Genomic DNA, 17455 nt, shown 5'->3' on the forward strand with positions numbered 1-17455 from the left:
GCACAGAAAGGGCGGTGAAGTTGAATGTGATTAAGTTATTTCCACAAGAAAGCAAAGCAGAACAGGACCTTTTGCTTGTTGCAAAACCTGACCGCAGGCGGCTTGCCAAAGTGCCTGACCAGGAGGGGCTGCGCACCAATACCGACCGGCGCCGGGGAAGCAGTACTGCGGTTGCGGCTGATTTTGCCCAGATCATTGACAATGAAAATAAAGGCAAACGGTATGTGGTGGATTATGCCGTTGCCATCGAATATAGTGCTGCCGGCCAAAAAATTACCGGTGCCGGTAAAGGGGCTGATATATCGTCAAGCGGTATGCTGCTGGAGGTCCCGCCGGCTGTTGCTCAGGCTTTAAGCCAGTCACCGACAATCAGGCTGAAGTTTGTTATAACCCCCGGTTCGATGCCGGAAGGGTATGAGATGAAGGTCGATATTGCCGCCCGCTATATCCGCTGCAGCCAAACCGCAGGCGGAGCCTGCCTGTGTGGCGTGGAATTTACCGAATCGCTGGCCCAGTATGCCACCCGGAAGAAAAACTGGTATATGCTGTCGATCGCCTCGCTGCTGCTGTTCTTTATAACGGCCTGTATCCTGCTGATGCGGGCGGAAAGCGTAATTTACTTTAAATTCAATAAGCTTTTGTATACGTACAGTATTATTGCCGCCAGTTTTTTGCTTACCAGATATCTGTTCGGTTCTTTTTACCGCCCGGTTCCCCTTGATAAAAACTTTACGCCGGGAGTCACGATTGTAATTCCTTGCTTTAATGAAGAACAATGGATACAACGAACGATTGCCGGCTGTATTAATCAGGATTATCCGATCAATAAACTGGAGGTTGTTGTTGTTGATGATTGCTCGACCGACAGCTCGTTCGCCAAGATCCAAGCAATCGTCGAAGAACTGAAAACTACAGAGCACCGCTATGATATGGCAACAAGGCTGCATTATGTTCGCCAGGAAAAAAACGCCGGCAAGCGGGAGGCGTTAGCCAAAGGAACCTTAATGGCTAAGCATGAACTGGTTGTGTTTGTGGACTCAGACAGCTTTCTCGATCCCTTTGCCATCCGGAATATTGTCCAGCCGTTTAAGGATACCAAAATGGGCGGGGTTTCCGGCCGTACCGATGTTGCCAACACCTATACCAATGCCCTTACCAAGATGCAGGCTGTCCGGTACTATATCGCCTTCCGGATCATGAAAGCGGCGGAAAGCTATTTTGATGCCGTGACCTGTCTGTCCGGCCCGCTCTCCTGCTACCGCAAAGAATTGGTTGTAAAATATCTGGATGCCTGGCTGAACCAACAGTTTTGCGGTGAAAAAGCCACCTTTGGCGATGACCGCAGTATGACTAATTTTATATTAAAAGAGAACCGTACCGGGTATCAGGATACTGCCATTTGCAACACCATTGTACCCAACACGTATCGTGTTTTTTTAAAACAGCAGATGCGCTGGAAACGGTCCTGGCTCAGGGAGTCGCTGATTGCCGCCACCTTTATGTGGAAAAAAGAACCGTTTATGGCCTTATCCTTTTATATGGGGCTGCTGGTGCCGCTGCTGGCGCCACTGATTGTTATCTACAACCTGCTGTATATTCCCGTTGCCCACCGGGTGTGGCCGTTGACCTTTCTGCTTGGCCTGTGTTTAATGGCCTGGCTTATGAGCATGGCCCAGCTGCTGCTGCGAAAAAGCTCAACCTGGATTTACGGGTTATGGTTTTGCCTGTATTATGAGGCCGTGCTCTTGTGGCAGATGCCGATTGCCTGGGTTACTTTCTGGAAAACTACCTGGGGAACGCGGCTGACCCCGGCCGATATTGAGGAACTGGCGAAAAAGAACTATGGAAAGCAGAAGGGTATAAGCCGATGACGATAGACAATGAACAATTCACCGCCCGCAAAGACCGGAAAAAAAGGGTCCGGGTTGGGCTCCAGCTGCTGATTATCCTGGCCGTGCTTGCCGGTTGTCTGGCCGCTTTATATACCTTTAAAACCTATAAGCCTTATCCACCGCCGACTACGGCCGGGGATAAAGGCTTTATCGCCCTTGCTTATTTTGGCGTGGAGAGAACAGGCAGCCAGAGCCTGATCGGCGCGGGGCGTTTGCGTGAGCATTTACAGGCCCTGCAAGCTTTGGGGTATGTAACCGTCACCCAGCAGGATATTGTGAACTACTATCAGTCAGGGCAGGACCTGCCGGCAAAGTCATTGTTTTTACTGTTTGAAGACGGCCGGCGGGACACGGCTGTTTTCGCCCAGAAGATTCTGGAAGACCTTAACTTTAAAGCAACCATGCTGACTTACCCGGAGAAATTTGACAAAAAAGACACTAAATTTTTAAGACCGGCCGAACTGACCGAGTTGGAAAGAACAACCTTCTGGGAAATGGGGACAAATGGCTACCGGCTTGCCTTTATTAATGTATTTGACCGCTATGATAATTATCTGGGAGAACTGGACCCCTTGCAGCACGCCGCGGTGGCGCCGTATTTAGGGCGTAAATACAATCATTATTTAATGGATTATATCCGGGACGAGTATGGGATTCCCCGGGAGAGCTACAACCGGATGAAAGCCCGGCTTACGTATGATTATGAAGCCCTGCGCGACAGTTACAGCAAGTCCCTTGGTTATGTACCGGGAACCTATATATTAATGCACGCCAATACCGGCAGCTTCGGCAATAATGACAAAGTAAGCGCCGTAAATGAATACTGGATTAAAGAACTGTTTACAATGAACTTTAACCGGGAAGGGTTTAGTTTTAATCAGAGAAACAGCAGTATTTACGATTTAACGCGGATGCAGCCCCAGGCGTACTGGCATACCAATCATTTGCTGATGCGTATCAAGTACGACATTAATCAGGAAATGACCTTTGTCACCGGCGATGCAGCCAAACATAAAGCCTGGGAAACGCGGCAGGGAGCGCTGGAGATTCAGGATGAAACAATGATTTTGACATCTTTGCCGCAAGCTAACGGATTAATGCGTTTAAAGAACAGTGAGGATTTTAAAGACCTGAAGCTTTCCGTAAGACTCAGAGGCAATAAACTGGGGCTGCAGAAGCTCTATCTCCGGGCCGATGAAAACCTGAGCCGGTTTTTATCGGTATACCTTCTGAATAATATTCTCTATGTTACGGAAAAAAACACCGGGACCGAAACAGAATTATTCAGCTTAGACCTGGATAAACACGATGGCCAAGAGGTTCTGTCCGTCCCGGAGGATAAAAAAGCGGCCGAGCTGCGGGCATTGGAGACTTTGCTAAAGTACGCTGATTCGGCTGCCAAAGCAAAGCTTTATGCCGAACGCCTACAAGCTAAAAAACTGGAGGAAGCCCCCGGCGTAGCGGCCGGAGCAGCGGCCTATAGGCCGCTGCTCAGTGTTCATGACCGGGGTGACCGGCTGTTGGCGCTGGCCCTCAAAGGGGACCGGCTTAGTATTAAGATTGATGATAAAGAGGCTGTGCAGGCGCTGCCGGTAGCCGCCGCCAAGGCCGGCGCCGTTTATCTTGAGGCCGCCTGGGGCGGTTATGGCTGGAGTCAGAGAAATCTGGCCGATGACGTATACGACGGCGTATTTGAACAGCTGACGATTACCGGAAATACGGGGGCAGACAGGGAAAAAATTTTGTTTGACAGCAGGCTGCAGGGCTTTGCGGCGGTTAAGCTTACCGTCAGACAGCTGTGGGCAGGCCTGATAAACTGGTTTATTGTAAACTTGTAGGCAAAGGGGGAGCTATGTAAATGAACAGCACAGGCTGGACAATCTGTAAGGCAACCATACTGGCAGCTGTCTTGGTTATTCTGATCGGCTGTAATTATAATGGCCAGTCGGCCGGCAATCAAATGTTGAAAGAGCCGGCCAAGCGCTCGGCCTGGTTAGCCTACTGGGATCTGGAGGCAGGCGCAAAAGACCTGGCAAGGATCGGTAAAAAGCTGGATCAGCTCTCTTATTTCGGTGCCTATTTTGCTAAAGACGACACTCTGTTCCTGCCCCGTGAGCTGAGTGCCCAAAAAAGTGAGCTGCAAGCGAAACAGCGGGGTTATGAAACCTATCTTACTTTTGTCAATGACCTGCACAAGGCCGACGGATCGGTCGTGATGAAAGATACGGAGGTTCTCCGCCGGGTGTTTGCCGACGAGGCGGCTATGGAAAAGCATATTGATGAGATTATTGCCATGACTTTACAGGCCGGCTTTGATGGTATTGAAATTGATTACGAACGCGTATGGAAAGAGGCTGAAGCCGGACAGTTATTCTTAACCTTTGCCGAAAAGCTTTATGTCAAAGCCCTGAACAATAACCTGAAACTAAGGCTGGTGCTGGAACCGGGTACGCCCTTCGCTGCCACCCGTTTTCCCCGGGGGCCCGAATATGTGGTTATGGCCTATAACCTCTATGGCATGCACAGCGGACCCGGGCCAAAGGCCAATAAGGAGTTTATTCAAAAGACAGCGGCCCTCATGCAGACTTTGCCTGGGGAAAAATCATTGGCCTTGTCCACAGGCGGCTGCCTGTGGAGCGATAACGGGGAAAAGCGGTTTCTGACGGAAATCGAGGCCAAAACCCTGGCCGCGGTTTATGAGGCGGAGCCATTAAGGGATGACGAAAGCCAGTGCCTGGTTTATTCTTATCAGGATAACGGCATTTCCTATCAGGTATGGTATGCTGATGTCAAAACATTAAATTATTGGCTTGCGGTTGCGCAAGAGCAGGGGATAAATAATATCAGCCTGTGGCGTTTGGGCGGTAACGTGGCTGTTAATAAACTTAAATAAAAACCTCAGGCAGCGCCAAAGGCCTGCCGGTGATTTGGGCCGGCAGGCCTTTTGGTCATTAATCAGGCTAATAGGCCGCCAGTTGAGTTCACGGCAGCTGCTTTAAGACGGATAAGCAACCTGAAAAGAGATTTGGTTGATATAGGCGCTTGTATCCTGGGTAAGCCAATGATTTTTCAAGGGGAGAAGATAGATATTGCTCATAATTGTCAGGCGGTTAAGGGCAATGAAGTCCATTATTTTTTTATATACTGTTGGTGCCTCTTGATAATAGGTTCCCCGGAAGCGCATTGTCAGATATAAGCCTGCCGGCCGGACGCAGCAGTGCTTTTTGGCGGCAGTATGGGCAACCGGTGTGAAATACTGGATGGTTTTATTAAACTTTCCGGCCAGAAACTCATTTTTATCGATAATCCAGCCGGTAGTAAATTCCTTGAAGTGTTTTTTGGAGACGGCGGTTTGATTGTGGCGGGATAAAATCCTGATCCGTTCCCGCACAGACACCCCTTCTGTTAGCAATTCGCTGACAAATAAAGTTTTTTCCGGCTGATAATTTAATTGAATTTGATCAAACAGGGTTTGGCGGATTTTAGCTATTGTTTTTAATGACAACTGTAAACTGTTTTTAATTTTAGTGGTTTCTTCGATTAGCTTATCGCATTCTTTGTCTTTATCCAGCAGCAGCTGCTCGAAATTCTCCAGGCTGCGGTGCTGGAGATAATTTTTGATAGCCTGAATAGGAATATTTAGCTTGCGCATATTGAGAATAATTTCCAGTACAAGGTATTGAGAAACGGAATAATAGCGATAGCCGTGCTGGTTTACAAAGGCCGGAATCAGTAATTCATTTTTGTCATAATACAATAATGTTTGTTTGGGGATACCATAGAGCGCCGCCAGTTCGCCGGCGGTAATGTAATTCTCTTTGTCATTTGCCATATTCCGTATTTCTCCTATATCAAATAATGTACCGGTCTTAAACAATGCCGTAAGTGCGTGCAGCTTAATGTTGTAATCATTATTATTGATAAAGCGGGGTGTGTCAAGAATAAACCGAATAATTCGGTTGCGCTTCAGGCGGGGAGCTTGAAACCGTATGACCGGTATATAGCGGCTGATTTAACCTTCAGCCAGCTCAGCGTCTCCGCAGGGCAGCTTATTTTTATCCTGCCAGAATTATAAACAGTGAATGTTATGTCCGGGGAATATGGAAAATCTTTATCCTAAGGCACAGGCGGCTGCTGCCGGCGTCTCCCGGACTTGACAGAAGCCACTAATTAGCCTGTTGTGACTGAGGCGGTAATGTCAGGTTTATAAAAGACTTGACTATATAACCGGTATATAGTTTACCTTATTAGTTGACATATGCTTTACGCAGATTAATTTAATAGTGTGAAAACAGGTGCCGAAAGGCTTAATAGGTAAATCGGTGCAACGCCGATGCGGTCCCGCCACTGTAACGGGGAGCGATGCCACAACATGTCACTGAAGGTCAGCTTGGGAAGACGTGGCTGAGCAATGATCCGGAGCCAGGAGAACTGCCTGTTTTTATTTACCAACAGCCTACGAGTGATAGGACGGTAATTCAGGGTACTGACAAGTGTTATTTGCCATGTCTTTGCGTGCGCAAAACCAGACCTGCCGACAGTACCTTAAAACCTTTCTTCAGCGCGGAAGAAAGGTTTTTTTACATAGATAACATGAGAAGAGTAAGGGGTTTTGTTGATGACAAGAAATGTGTCCCGGAAAAAAGCGATGAGACTGGCAATAGTTTCGGCCCTAACACTCTCGGCCGGCTGCCTCGGGCAGGGCACGGTGCAGGCTGAAGAGATGAAAACCTATTTTTTCGATGAGGTAGTCATTACAGCGACGCGGACACCGGTAAAGGAGTTTGATGCCAATGCCAATATTACGGTAATTACGAGTAAGGAGATTGAAAGAAATCATTATGCCAATCTGTCGGAGGCTTTGCGGGAAGTGCCTGGGGTTATTGTCAACAACTACAGTTTAGCCGGGTATTATGGCAGTAATGGCATGAAAATTAATGGCGCCGACGAGGTTGTTGTGTTAATTGACGGGGTTAAGGTTAATTCGGCCGGGGCCAAGTTTTCGCCCTCGATGTTTGCCAACCTGGATAATATTGACCGCATTGAGGTGCTGAAGGGTTCTGCTTCCACCTTGTACGGATCTGACGCCAAAGGCGGGGTTATCAATATCATCACCCAAAAAATTGAGGGCAACAGCTCGAAAGTAAAGCTGGAGGGCGGCAGCTACAATGGCGAGAATTATTCGTTTATGCATGAAGAGCGGCAGGGGGACTGGGGCTGGCGGGTAATTGCCAAGAAAGCCCTGCTTGGCGATTTTAAAGATGGCCGCGGCCTTACGGTTCCGGCCGCTTTGAATGCCGATATGACAGGCGTCAAAATCACCAAAGATTTCGGCGAGAAGTCGGATCTGACCTTTACCTATGATGCCTATAAGGCCGATTACAAATTTCAGTCCCTGTGGGACAGCCGGTTTAAAACGGGGACAACCGATAATTATAATGGCCGGGTGATTTATAATACCCGTTTGGACGAGAACACGACCAATCAATTCGCAGTCGGCATAAATATGTACGATGATTTGTATCAACTGGACAGCGGCGCTTTTTATGCAACCAAGGTTAAGACCATGAGGATTTCCGATCAGTTTACCAAAAACTTGGCCGACACGCATCTGGTGACAACCGGTTTTGAGTTTGCTGAAGACAAGGTAATTTCCTTTAACGGGATAAAATTAACGAACCGGGCCCTGTATCTGCAGGATGAATGGAAGATTACCGGCCAGTGGAAACTGACCGGCGGCTTGCGGTATGACAATAACTCCGGCTTTGGCAGTCATACTACCCCCAGTATCAATCTGGGCTATAAATTCAGCGATAAAACCAATATGTACCTGGGGCGCAGTGAGTATTTTATTCCGCCGTCGCCAACGCATTTATATAATACCAGCTACGGCAATCCGAACATTAAGCCGGAAACGGGCCATACGTCCGAAGTCGGCATTAACCACCGGCTTGATGATACCTTGGTGGCGTCGGCCCATATTTTTAAACGGGATTCGAAAAACCGGATCGGCTATGTTTATCCCCGGTACACTAATGTTGGCGATGAGAAGGCCGACGGCTGGGATATTCAGCTCCGCAAGCAATTTTCCAGCGCTGTCAGTGCTTTTGTCGGCTATACCCATACCAATGTGGAGGCGACACAACAAAGGGCGGCCAATGTGGACGGCTATATACCCAAAGGGGCCTGGAATGTGGGCACTGATTACAGTGCCGGCAAATTAGACGTTTCGCTCGTCGGCAAAGGCATTATTGACAGGCCCGGTCCCCAAACTGCTGACGCCGTGGACGATTTTTTCCCGGCCAACACCTACTGGGTCTGGGATATCGGGGTCAATTACCAGGCCGGCAAAGCCGTTAAAGCCTTTGTAAAAATAAATAATATCTTTGATAAATTTTATGCAGAGCACTCCAATGCCCGTTATTACTGGAGCTCAACCCCGGCTGGACAATGGTGGAGCGCCCCGGGCCGGAATATCCGCGTCGGTATGGAGTATACATTCTAAGCTATTGACTGTATGACCGCTATATAGCGTAGAATGGAAAAAACTACATTTGGAAATGAGGTAAAAGCATGAGTTTGGAAAAAAACCATCCTCAATATGAGATTCCCAGTGAGCCCCATGCAAAATTACGTTATGAAAGTGCAAAAAAGCATGCTCAATCTGCCAAAGCGGCCGGGAAATCCGCCGGGGAAATTCATGAGATTTTTCGTAAAGTAATGAATGCTGACCTGAAAAATTTGGCAGACCTCCCGCAAGACGAGGCCCACCAAAAATATCGTTCGGCCCTGATGCATGCCCGGAAGGCAATAGAGAACGGCAAAACTCCGGCAGAGGCTCATAGTCTATTCAGGAATATTATCACTGCGCAGACTACCGGTCAGGGGCATCATTAGCAATGACCCAAAACCACCCTTACCGGGTGGTTTTGCTGTTCATAAAGAAACGTAGCAATGGTATATGGTAAATTGGGGAGGTGTGAAAAATGGGCAAAATTTTATTTTTAACAAACATTGATCGCCAACTTTATTTATGGAACCAGGCCGGCAAAATGCTAACAAAACAACAGCCGGAGATCCTATGCAGCAGTAAAATGATTCAGGACTCGACACCCTGGGGTGAAGAATGGCAAGGCCGGCTGGCGGCTGCCGATATAATCATCTTTCGCTGGATGGGAACCGGGCTGGACTGCCGGTTTTTGCAAAATGCCTCAGCGTTTATGCAGCAAGATCAAATCCGGCATCTTTTTTTGGTGGAAGATGCCGGTGATGATGTCGTGCAATATGGTGTTACCCAGAGCCAGGAAGCTTTGCTGCGCCAGTATTTTGCTTATGGCGGCATTGACAATTTTTATAACTGTATTTTGTGGATGAGCTGTGAATTTTGCGGAGGCGCCTATACGTTTAAAGAACCCTGCCTATTGCCCTGGAATGGCATCTATCATCCGCAGGCCCCAGCAGTCTATCAAGATTTCAAGCAATACAAACAGGACTTTTGTCAGGCCGGGCGTCCGACCATTGGCCTGGTTTTTTATCGTGATGAGTGGATTTTAGGTGATTTAGCCTATCAAAAGGCAATAATTCAGGAAATAGAAACAAGCAATATGAATGCCGTCCTTGTATTTACCAACGGCCAGCCTAATCCGGAGGTTAATGCCCCGGGAGCCCAGGCGGCGTTCGAGAAATATTTTTATGAAGACGGCCGGGTTGTGATCGATGTATTAATAAACTGTATAAAGTTTTCTTTAACAACAACCCAGGCCTTAGAGCTGGCGGCGATCCAAAGGTTAAATGTACCGCTGTTACAGGCCTATACCCTGAGTAATGCTTATGAGGACTGGGCGGGGAGCACCGCCGGCATGACGCCGATGGACATTTCGGTCAGTGTGAGTTTGCCGGAATTTGACGGCATTATTCATTCCGTACCCATTGCGGCTAAAGAACAGAATGACCGGGGACTTGCTGCCTATGTACCCATGCCCGAGCGAATCTCGCTGCTGGTACGGAAGGCGGAAAAATGGGCCCGTTTACGCTCTAAACCGAATGCGGAAAAAAAGGTCGCCATTATATTTCACAATTATCCGCCGTTAAACTCCAATATTGGCAGTGCGGCCGGACTGGATTCGCCGGAAAGTGTGCGCCTCTTACTGGCCGCAATGGCAGATCAGGGGTATGTGATTGATCACATTCCGGCCGACAGTAAAAGCTTTATGGACGAGCTAATTGCCCATGCCACCAATGACCGCCGCTTTATTACGGCAAAGCAGATCAGAGAAGCCGAAGGTCAGTTAACCACTGCTCAGTATTTGAAGTTTTTTAAACCCCTGGCCCCAACAACGCAGGACCAGCTGGAACAGGACTGGGGGGAAGCGCCCGGTACTGTATTTAACTATGACGGGCAGTTGTTAATACCGGGAACCTTAAAAGGGAATGTCTTTATTACCGTTCAGCCGCCCAGAGGGTTTGGCGAAGACTCGTCTAAATTGCTCCATTCGCCCGATTGTGCGCCCACCCATCATTATATCGGCTTTTATCACTGGCTGCGGGATATATGGGGGGCCGATGCGCTGGTCCACGTCGGTACCCATGGGTCGTTGGAATGGCTGCCGGGAAAAGGGGCGGGGCTGTCCAGACAATGCTATCCTGATATTTCGATTGCCGATATGCCGAATATTTATCCGTATTGGATTACGATTGTCGGCGAAGGAGTTCAGGCCAAACGGCGCAGCGCCGCCTGCCTGATCAGCTACCTGACGCCACCTATGAGTCAATCCGGGACCTATGATGAACTGGAAGAGTTAGAAAAGATAATGGATGAATATTGTCACTTTAAAACAACACAGCCTGATAACGTGGAAGCGGTCAAAGCCCTGATCAGGGAGAAAGTTGCGGCTGCTGACCTGGCCGGGGATATGCCGGAAAAGGCCGGCGAAAGTTTTGATGAATATATTGGCAGGGTACATGCCTATGTGACTGATATTAAGAACATGCAAATCCGGACCGGCCTTCATATTCTGGGGTGCGCGCCCCAGGCTGATGACCTGATTGAGTATTTATTAGCCCTGACACGCCTGGAAAATGGAGAGATTCCTTCCTTGCGGCAAACGTTGGCGGCGATAGCCGGCTATGAGTATTATGAGCTGTTGGAAAACAGCAGTACCATGGTGGCTGACGGCACCAAAACCTACGGGGCTGTTATTGATGAAATACAAATACAAAGCCAAGAAATTATTTTGACCCTGGCTGCCGGGCAGTTTCAGGCCGGAGCGGTACATACCATTGAACAGCTGGCCTGGGTCCGGGATTTATCTCCGGACCAGTTGGCGAAAATACGGATAGTTGCCGAGTATGTCTGTAATCAGCTTGTACCGTCTTTGTTGCAAACCAGGCAGGAAATTACTAACTTAATGGCAGCTCTGAGCGGGGGGTATATCGAGCCAAGCGCCGCCGGCGCGCCTACCAGCGGCGGGGCGGACCTGCTGCCGACCGGGCGGAATTTTTACGGCATTGATCCCCGGGTCTTGCCAACCCCTGTGGCCTGGGAGATTGGCAGGCAAATGGGGGATGAGGTAATCGCGCGGTATATTGCCGAAGAGGGACATTATCCTGAGTGTGTGGGCATTGTATTGTGGGCAGGCGCCAATATGCGCAGTCACGGGCAATGTATCGCTGAATTTTTATATCTGCTGGGGTTAAGACCGGTCTGGCAGCGGGGCAGTATGAAAGTGATTGATGTGGAAGTTATCTCTATTCAGGAATTAAAACGGCCGCGCATTGATGTAACAGGCCGGATTAGCGGCATGTTCCGTGATAGTCTGCCGGCAGCCATTGCCTGGCTGGATAAAGCTGTGGAGATCGCTGCCGGTCTGGAGGAAAGCCCGGATATAAACTATATACGCAAACATGTCCTGGCCGATGCCGCGGCGCTGGAGGACCAGGGCGTGGCTAAAGCAACAGCCTGGGAGCAGGCCTGTTACCGTATATTCGGTGATCCGCCCGGGGCCTATGGGGCTGGGGTCGGGGAGCTGCTGGAATCGAAAAACTGGACAACTATTGATGATCTGGCCAATGTTTATATCCGCTTCTCCGGTCATGCCTATGGCGCCAAGGGCAAGGGGACCTATCAGCCGGAGTTGTTTAAGAAAAGGATGGCAGGCCTGGATATAACCATCAAGAACGAAGACAACCGGGAATGCCATATGTTAAGCTCGGATGATTTTAACGCCTATCACGGCGGGATGATTGCCACCGTCCGGTCTTTGCGCGGTACAGCCCCGCGTTCGTATTGCGGTGACAGCAGTGACCGGCAAAAGGTGCTGATGCGTAGTTTGCAGGAAGAAGTAAAGCGATTGTTTCGGGGGGAGGCCATCAATCCCAAATTTATCCAGGGAATGAAAAGACATGGCTATAAGGGGGCGCAGGACCTGGCAAACTATGTGGCCCACAGCTATCAATGGGATGCAACCAGCGGGGTCCTCGAAGACTGGATGTACGAAAAATTTGCCGAAAAATATGCCTTTGCCCCTGAACTGCAAGCGTGGATGCAGGAGGTGAATCCGTGGGCATTACAACGCCTGACCGAGGTATTGCTGGAAGCTGAGCAACGGGGCTTATGGCAGGCCAAACCGGAAACCAGGCAGGAATTGCAGAAATTATATTTGTCATTGGAAGGCGAATTAGAAGACCGCAGTGATAGCGACTGATAGCTGAAGACCGTTAAAATTTAAGCTGCCGCATACTAAACATGATTCCAATAATTATTAACTATAATAGATATAAATATAGTTAATAACTTTGCACAGGAGGATAAGTTTTTGGCAGCAACGGTCATTCCCTTTCCCACCAAAAAAGGCCAGGATTTGTCTCAGGTAGAGTCACTTATCCGGAAATGGCTAAGTAAACTATCTCATAGTAATGACATGACTGAGTACATTGTTGAGCGCATGCTGATTTATGTTGAGCAATACGGCAGCAGGTTGTTTGAGCCGGCCTTTAATCTGCCGGTCCCGCCTCATTTCTCGCAGGCGGAAGCAGAAGCTTTATTAGGCTCCCTGGAGAAGGGGGTCGACGATATTGCCGTCCAGGTCCAGGAGATGGTCAGCAGGATTATTATCGAACGGTTTTTCCTCGAAATAGAGCTGTATGAAAACAGGCAGGGCGGAAAAAATCATATAAAATAGCCATACAGTTTCGGGACTGTATGGCTATTTTGTTAACCGGTCTGCAACTTACCGGGGCGGCATTTCCTGCCCGGGCCCGCACGCCGGTTTAGCGGAACGGTGCGGCGGGCGAAGCGCAGCCGCTACCGCTTGGGCCTGGTCTGCAGACAGCCCGGCGGTTTGCTGTAGCTCACTGATTAAATCCTGTTTATCCTGTCGTTTTTTTTCCATTTCCTGCCGCTGCTGTTCGGCTTTTTGTTGGAAAAAATCAAGCAGCTTGTCGGCCTGTTCCTGGGAAATGGTTTCTTCCTTCACCAGTTGCGCCAGGGCTTTCGCCAGCTGCTGTTCCCGGCCGGCTGGGTCAGGTGGCTGTCCCGGCCCCGCCAGGGCGCAATCCCGTGGCGGCTGATCTTGCGGCGCATTTTGGGCGAGCGCGGCTGTTCCGAGGGAGAGCAGCAGGCACCCTGTCACCATGGTGCTGACAATTCTTTTGGTTAACCTGGTATTCATAAACAACTACCTCCTGTAACGACTGGATTTACTATTAGTATGACGGGGTTTTGTTACAGTTGTGTCACAGGATTATATAAAATATGTTATATTTTTCCGGCCTTGTCCAGCTCGAACCAGAAGGTGACGCCCTCGGCCGTGTTTTCCACACCGTAGCGGTTGCCGTGCTGCTGCTGAATGGCCAGGACAATCGACAGGCCCAGGCCGTACCGGCCATGTTCGCGGGTGCGGGCTTTATCTACCTTGTAAAAACTTGTCCATAGCTTGTCCAGGCTGGCCCCTGGTATTGGCTGCCCGGAGTTAAAGACCGAGACCCTGATTTTATTGCCTGTATCCATTACCCCAATTTTGATGACTCTGGCAAAATCAGCATGCTCGATAGCATTGGTAAACAGGTTGAGCAAAACCTGCTCGATCCGCAATATATCCCCATTGACATAATAACAGCCTGTGTTCTCCACTGCCAGCGTAAGCTCTTTTTTCGCCAGGATGGTCTGATATTTTTTTATCATGCCGCCTATCAGGGCCAGAAGATCAAAATCCGATCTGTTCAGCTGAAACAGGCCTGATTCGATTTGGGATAAATTTAGCAGGTCTTTCACTAATTTATCCATTTTTTCCGCTTCGTCAATGATGATGGAACAGTAATAGTTGCGGCCTTCCTCGTCGCCGGCTACATTTTCCTTTAAGCCTTCGGCATAGCCCAGGATAAGAGCTAACGGTGTTTTTAGCTCATGGGAAACACTGGAAACAAAATTCTTGCGCATGCCATCCAGGGCCCGCTCTTTTTCCACATCGGCCATTAACTGCTGATTTTTTCGGCTAAGCTCAATAATTGCACTGTCCAGTTGTTCTGACAGATGATTGATGCTTTGGCCGAGTTCCCCCAGTTCGTCGCTGCGGGTTACGGTACATTTCAGGGAAAAATTAAGGCAGGCCATGTTTTGGGCGATCCGGTTCAGCTCCAGGATCGGCTGGGTAAACCTTCGGGCCACGAGGAAAGCCCAGGTACCGCCTGACAACAATACCAGTATGCCGGTAAAGGCCATAAACTGGGCAGCCGCAACGGCGCTTTCCGACACCGGTGCCAAGGGTTGCCTGATGATCAATATATCGTTATTGGCCAGCTGCCGTTCCAGAGCCATAAATTCAATCCGCAGGTTCAAATCCTGCTGCATCTCTAACACTGTCCGGCTGTCAATGATTTCTTTGCTTTTGAGTTCATAGGGGGGCCGGCGGGAGGGGAAAAGGGGCGTCCGGCGGGATTGGCCCGGGCGGGGCGGCAAGGCCGGGGCCGGTGGGGTATCCTGAATTTTTTGATTAATGATCCGGGTAAATGAACTGTATTTGATGTAACCGTCCTGGGTAAAGATGATAACGCCGGCGCCGAGGGTATTGGCGATCCGTTCCAGCTCCAGGCTTATTGCCTCCGGTTTTCCCTGGTACAGTTCATCGATAAGCTTGCTGTTCGCCAGCAGGATATCCTGCTTTTGCCAGATATAGTATTTCTCCAGACCAAGACGGATCAGGCCCCAGGATAGTAATACAAAAAACAGCAGCAGCCCGCTGAGGACGACAAACAGTTTGGTGCGAATGGATAGTGTCATTTTCCGGCCTCAAATCTGTAGCCATAGCCCCTGATGGTCTGGATCAGGCTGCTTTTGTCGCCTAACTTGCTGCGCAGCCGGTTAATGTGGGTGTCAACAGTCCGCAAGTCACCGAAGTAGTCGTAAGTCCAGACCTGGTCCAGAATCTGCTGGCGGCTCAGGGCATTGCCCATATTGTCGGTAAGGTAAATCAGGAGCTCATATTCTTTGGGGCTCAGGTCAATGAGGGTTTGATCGATAAATACCTGACGGGCGGCCGGCGCAATTGTCAGCCCGCCGGCGGCGGCCGGTTTATCTGTTCCCATTCGCCGGAACAGGGCGTTAACCCGGGCCGTCAGGATTTTCGGACTGAAAGGCTTGGTAATGTATTCATCGGCACCAAGTTCAAAAGCAAATAACTGATCCACCTCTTCCCCTCTGGCGGTAAGCATGATAACCGGAACATTGCTGTTTTTCCGGATTTGCCGGCACACTGTCCAGCCGTCAGGCTCAGGCATCATGACGTCCAGAATGACAAGATCAACCTTGTGGCCTGCGAGTATGTCCAGGGCGGTATGGCCGCTGTCCGCTTCCAGGATGGTATAGCTTTCCCGCCGGAGAAAATCAGCCACTAATTTACGCATACGCAGTTCATCATCGACAATCAGTACCGTTTTGTTCATAACCGGGGTCTCCTCGTTACTTTATATATAAACATAGCATAATGGAGTTACAGACTGAAAGTCAATTGCTTTATGGGGTAAATAAAACCAGGGCGGGAGAGAAAATATTAGCAGTTTATACAGGGCCTGTAACAAAACTGTAACAATCGGCCGCCATACTTATAGATATACCGAAAGCACCAGGCTGCAGCGGGAAACCATCCTGCCGGAGGTGCGCGCAGCTTACTTAAGTATGCGGAAGGCGGAAAAGCGGATTGATATCAAGCAGGTAGCTGTTGAGCAGGCCGCAGAAAGCCTTACCATTGCCGAGGCCCGCTACCGGGCCGGGGGTAGGGACAAATCTTGCTGTTTTTGATGCTGTCGTCGCGTTAAATCAGGCGAAAATCAACAGTATCAAGGCCTTATATGATTACAATACCGGCAAAGCCCGGCTCGATAAGGCCATAGGGATCGCAGCTATATAAGAAATGAGGTTAAGTTATGCTACTGATTTGGCAAAAAGTTAAGCAATATAAAAAGTGGCTGGCCGTGCTTGTGACAGTTCTGCTGGCCGGAGCCGGGGGGGTGATGTATCACGGGAAAAGCAGCCTGCCTGCCGCCACGGAGGCGGCCGTTGCTGTGGAACGCGGCAATATCCAGGCCGCCGTAGCCGCCACCGGCACAATTTCAGCGGTCAATACGGTTGAAATCAGTTCCCGGGTAACCGGATTAATCACTGCGGTACATGTGAAAGAAAATGATTTTGTTAAAGCCGGGCAGGTCTTACTGGTGCTGGATGATTCCAGTGTCAGAGCCCAGGTCGCCCAATATAGTGCCCAGCTGGCAAACTATGCCGGCATCTATAAACGCAGTCAGCAGCTGACCGCCATTGGCGGGCAGTCGGTTCAGCAGCTGGATGCCGACCGGACAAATTATCTCGTCGCCCAGTCAAACTATGACAACTATGCAACGCAACTGGCTTACTATGTCATTACAGCGCCGATTGACGGTGTTGTTATCGGCAAGCCGACACCTGCCGGCCAGACTGTTGCCCAGGGTATTTCCACGCCCCAGGTGATTATGACCATTGCCGATATGTCGAAAATGCAGATTAAGGTTCTGGTCGATGAAACCGATATCGGCCGGATAAAAGACGGTCAAACGGTGTCCTTTACCGTGGATACCTATACCGATAAGACCTTTACCGGCAAAGTGACCAAAATATCCCGGGAAGCGACCACCTCATCCAATGTTGTCTATTATCCGGTATATGTGGATGTTGATTTGCCGGCGGGATTACTGTATCCCACCATGACGGCCCGGGTAACGATTAATGTCGGCGAAAGCCGGAATGTGCTGGTTGTGCCGCTGTCGGCTGTCAAAGAAGACAAAGGGCAAAAATATGTACAGGTTATGACTGCCGGTGAAAGCCGGAAAACCACAGTTCAAACCGGTTTGAGCGATGATGAGCAGATTGAAATTATCAGCGGCCTGAGTGAGGGTGACCGCATTGTCCTGCCGGCAGCCAAGATTCAGACCAATACCAATGCCAATCAGGGGCCGCCGCCGCCGATCTAGTGTCATGGCCAAGACACTTGTATCTCATCTCTCAAAAACTACAGGTTTTAAGAAAGATGAAGTACCGG

Annotated in this window: 13 protein-coding genes and 1 riboswitch; of the genes, 9 read left to right on the forward strand and 4 right to left on the reverse strand. The window is 49.6% G+C overall.

The window, feature by feature from the left end; genetic code table 11:
- Window positions 1-26: 26 nt before the first annotated feature.
- Genes SPTER_RS05080 through SPTER_RS05090 form a run of 3 tightly spaced genes read left to right on the forward strand, consistent with a single transcriptional unit; the run spans window position 27 to window position 4785 of the window.
- Window positions 27-1871 (forward strand): glycosyltransferase family 2 protein, encoded by a 1845-nt coding sequence (locus SPTER_RS05080; RefSeq protein WP_144349333.1) that lies wholly within the window; start codon window positions 27-29, stop codon window positions 1869-1871.
- Entirely contained in the window at window positions 1868-3730 is a 1863-nt protein-coding gene (locus SPTER_RS05085; RefSeq protein ID WP_144349334.1) for a polysaccharide deacetylase family protein, read from the forward strand. The genes SPTER_RS05080 and SPTER_RS05085 overlap by 4 nt, the downstream gene beginning before the upstream one ends.
- Window positions 3731-3750: 20 nt before the next feature.
- On the forward strand, window positions 3751-4785 hold the full coding sequence (locus SPTER_RS05090) for a glycosyl hydrolase family 18 protein (protein WP_144349335.1): 1035 nt from the start codon (window positions 3751-3753) through the stop codon (window positions 4783-4785).
- 102 nt (window positions 4786-4887) lie between these two features.
- Here the strand turns inward: SPTER_RS05090 and SPTER_RS05095 are convergent, their stop codons facing one another.
- Window positions 4888-5724, reverse strand: a complete 837-nt coding sequence (locus tag SPTER_RS05095) for a MerR family transcriptional regulator (protein ID WP_144349336.1) — start codon at window positions 5722-5724, stop codon at window positions 4888-4890.
- A gap of 444 nt (window positions 5725-6168) precedes the next feature.
- A riboswitch (cobalamin riboswitch) is annotated at window positions 6169-6345 on the forward strand.
- A 165-nt stretch (window positions 6346-6510) separates the two neighbouring features.
- On the opposite strand from SPTER_RS05095, the gene SPTER_RS05100 reads away from it, so the two are divergent.
- The 4 genes from SPTER_RS05100 (at window position 6511) to SPTER_RS05115 (ending at window position 13072) form a co-directional block, all read left to right on the forward strand.
- Window positions 6511-8397, forward strand: coding sequence for a TonB-dependent receptor plug domain-containing protein (locus SPTER_RS05100; RefSeq protein ID WP_144349337.1), 1887 nt, complete (start codon window positions 6511-6513; stop codon window positions 8395-8397).
- 68 nt (window positions 8398-8465) lie between these two features.
- On the forward strand, window positions 8466-8789 hold the full coding sequence (locus SPTER_RS05105; RefSeq protein ID WP_144349338.1) for a hypothetical protein: 324 nt from the start codon (window positions 8466-8468) through the stop codon (window positions 8787-8789).
- An 89-nt stretch (window positions 8790-8878) separates the two neighbouring features.
- Window positions 8879-12595 (forward strand): cobaltochelatase subunit CobN, encoded by a 3717-nt coding sequence (gene cobN, locus SPTER_RS05110; RefSeq protein ID WP_144349339.1) that lies wholly within the window; start codon window positions 8879-8881, stop codon window positions 12593-12595.
- Window positions 12596-12706: 111 nt separating this feature from the next.
- Window positions 12707-13072, forward strand: coding sequence for a hypothetical protein (locus SPTER_RS05115; RefSeq protein WP_144349340.1), 366 nt, complete (start codon window positions 12707-12709; stop codon window positions 13070-13072).
- A gap of 48 nt (window positions 13073-13120) precedes the next feature.
- Here SPTER_RS05115 and SPTER_RS05120 read toward each other — a convergent pair whose 3' ends face one another.
- The 3 genes from SPTER_RS05120 to SPTER_RS05130 form a co-directional block, all read right to left on the reverse strand.
- Window positions 13121-13561: a hypothetical protein gene (locus tag SPTER_RS05120; RefSeq protein ID WP_144349341.1), complete on the reverse strand. Its 441-nt coding sequence runs from the start codon at window positions 13559-13561 to the stop codon at window positions 13121-13123.
- 86 nt (window positions 13562-13647) lie between these two features.
- Window positions 13648-15168: a sensor histidine kinase gene (locus SPTER_RS05125; protein ID WP_144349342.1), complete on the reverse strand. Its 1521-nt coding sequence runs from the start codon at window positions 15166-15168 to the stop codon at window positions 13648-13650.
- Window positions 15165-15830: a response regulator transcription factor gene (locus SPTER_RS05130; RefSeq protein WP_144349343.1), complete on the reverse strand. Its 666-nt coding sequence runs from the start codon at window positions 15828-15830 to the stop codon at window positions 15165-15167. Before SPTER_RS05130 ends, SPTER_RS05125 begins: the two co-directional genes overlap by 4 nt.
- A gap of 232 nt (window positions 15831-16062) precedes the next feature.
- On the opposite strand from SPTER_RS05130, the gene SPTER_RS25230 reads away from it, so the two are divergent.
- Window positions 16063-16185: a hypothetical protein gene (locus tag SPTER_RS25230; protein WP_246105489.1), complete on the forward strand. Its 123-nt coding sequence runs from the start codon at window positions 16063-16065 to the stop codon at window positions 16183-16185.
- Window positions 16186-16310: 125 nt separating this feature from the next.
- Complete coding sequence (locus tag SPTER_RS05140; protein ID WP_211367478.1) at window positions 16311-17387, forward strand: efflux RND transporter periplasmic adaptor subunit; 1077 nt, start codon at window positions 16311-16313, stop codon at window positions 17385-17387.
- Window positions 17388-17455: the final 68 nt, after the last annotated feature.

This window comes from Sporomusa termitida (assembly GCF_007641255.1).
Lineage (GTDB): Bacteria > Bacillota > Negativicutes > Sporomusales > Sporomusaceae > Sporomusa > Sporomusa termitida.

Bases quoted from the DNA above. Each gene is read 5' to 3' on its own strand.
- SPTER_RS05105 (WP_144349338.1), top strand. From the start codon at position 8,466: ATGAGTTTGGAAAAAAACCATCCTCAATATGAGATTCCCAGTGAGCCC.
- SPTER_RS05125 (WP_144349342.1), bottom strand. From the start codon at position 15,168: ATGACACTATCCATTCGCACCAAACTGTTTGTCGTCCTCAGCGGGCTG.
- SPTER_RS05100 (WP_144349337.1), top strand. From the start codon at position 6,511: ATGACAAGAAATGTGTCCCGGAAAAAAGCGATGAGACTGGCAATAGTT.
- SPTER_RS05095 (WP_144349336.1), bottom strand. From the start codon at position 5,724: ATGGCAAATGACAAAGAGAATTACATTACCGCCGGCGAACTGGCGGCG.
- SPTER_RS05140 (WP_211367478.1), top strand. From the start codon at position 16,311: ATGCTACTGATTTGGCAAAAAGTTAAGCAATATAAAAAGTGGCTGGCC.
- SPTER_RS05130 (WP_144349343.1), bottom strand. From the start codon at position 15,830: ATGAACAAAACGGTACTGATTGTCGATGATGAACTGCGTATGCGTAAA.
- SPTER_RS05090 (WP_144349335.1), top strand. From the start codon at position 3,751: ATGAACAGCACAGGCTGGACAATCTGTAAGGCAACCATACTGGCAGCT.
- SPTER_RS05120 (WP_144349341.1), bottom strand. From the start codon at position 13,561: ATGAATACCAGGTTAACCAAAAGAATTGTCAGCACCATGGTGACAGGG.
- cobN (WP_144349339.1), top strand. From the start codon at position 8,879: ATGGGCAAAATTTTATTTTTAACAAACATTGATCGCCAACTTTATTTA.
- SPTER_RS05085 (WP_144349334.1), top strand. From the start codon at position 1,868: ATGACGATAGACAATGAACAATTCACCGCCCGCAAAGACCGGAAAAAA.
- SPTER_RS25230 (WP_246105489.1), top strand. From the start codon at position 16,063: ATGCGGAAGGCGGAAAAGCGGATTGATATCAAGCAGGTAGCTGTTGAG.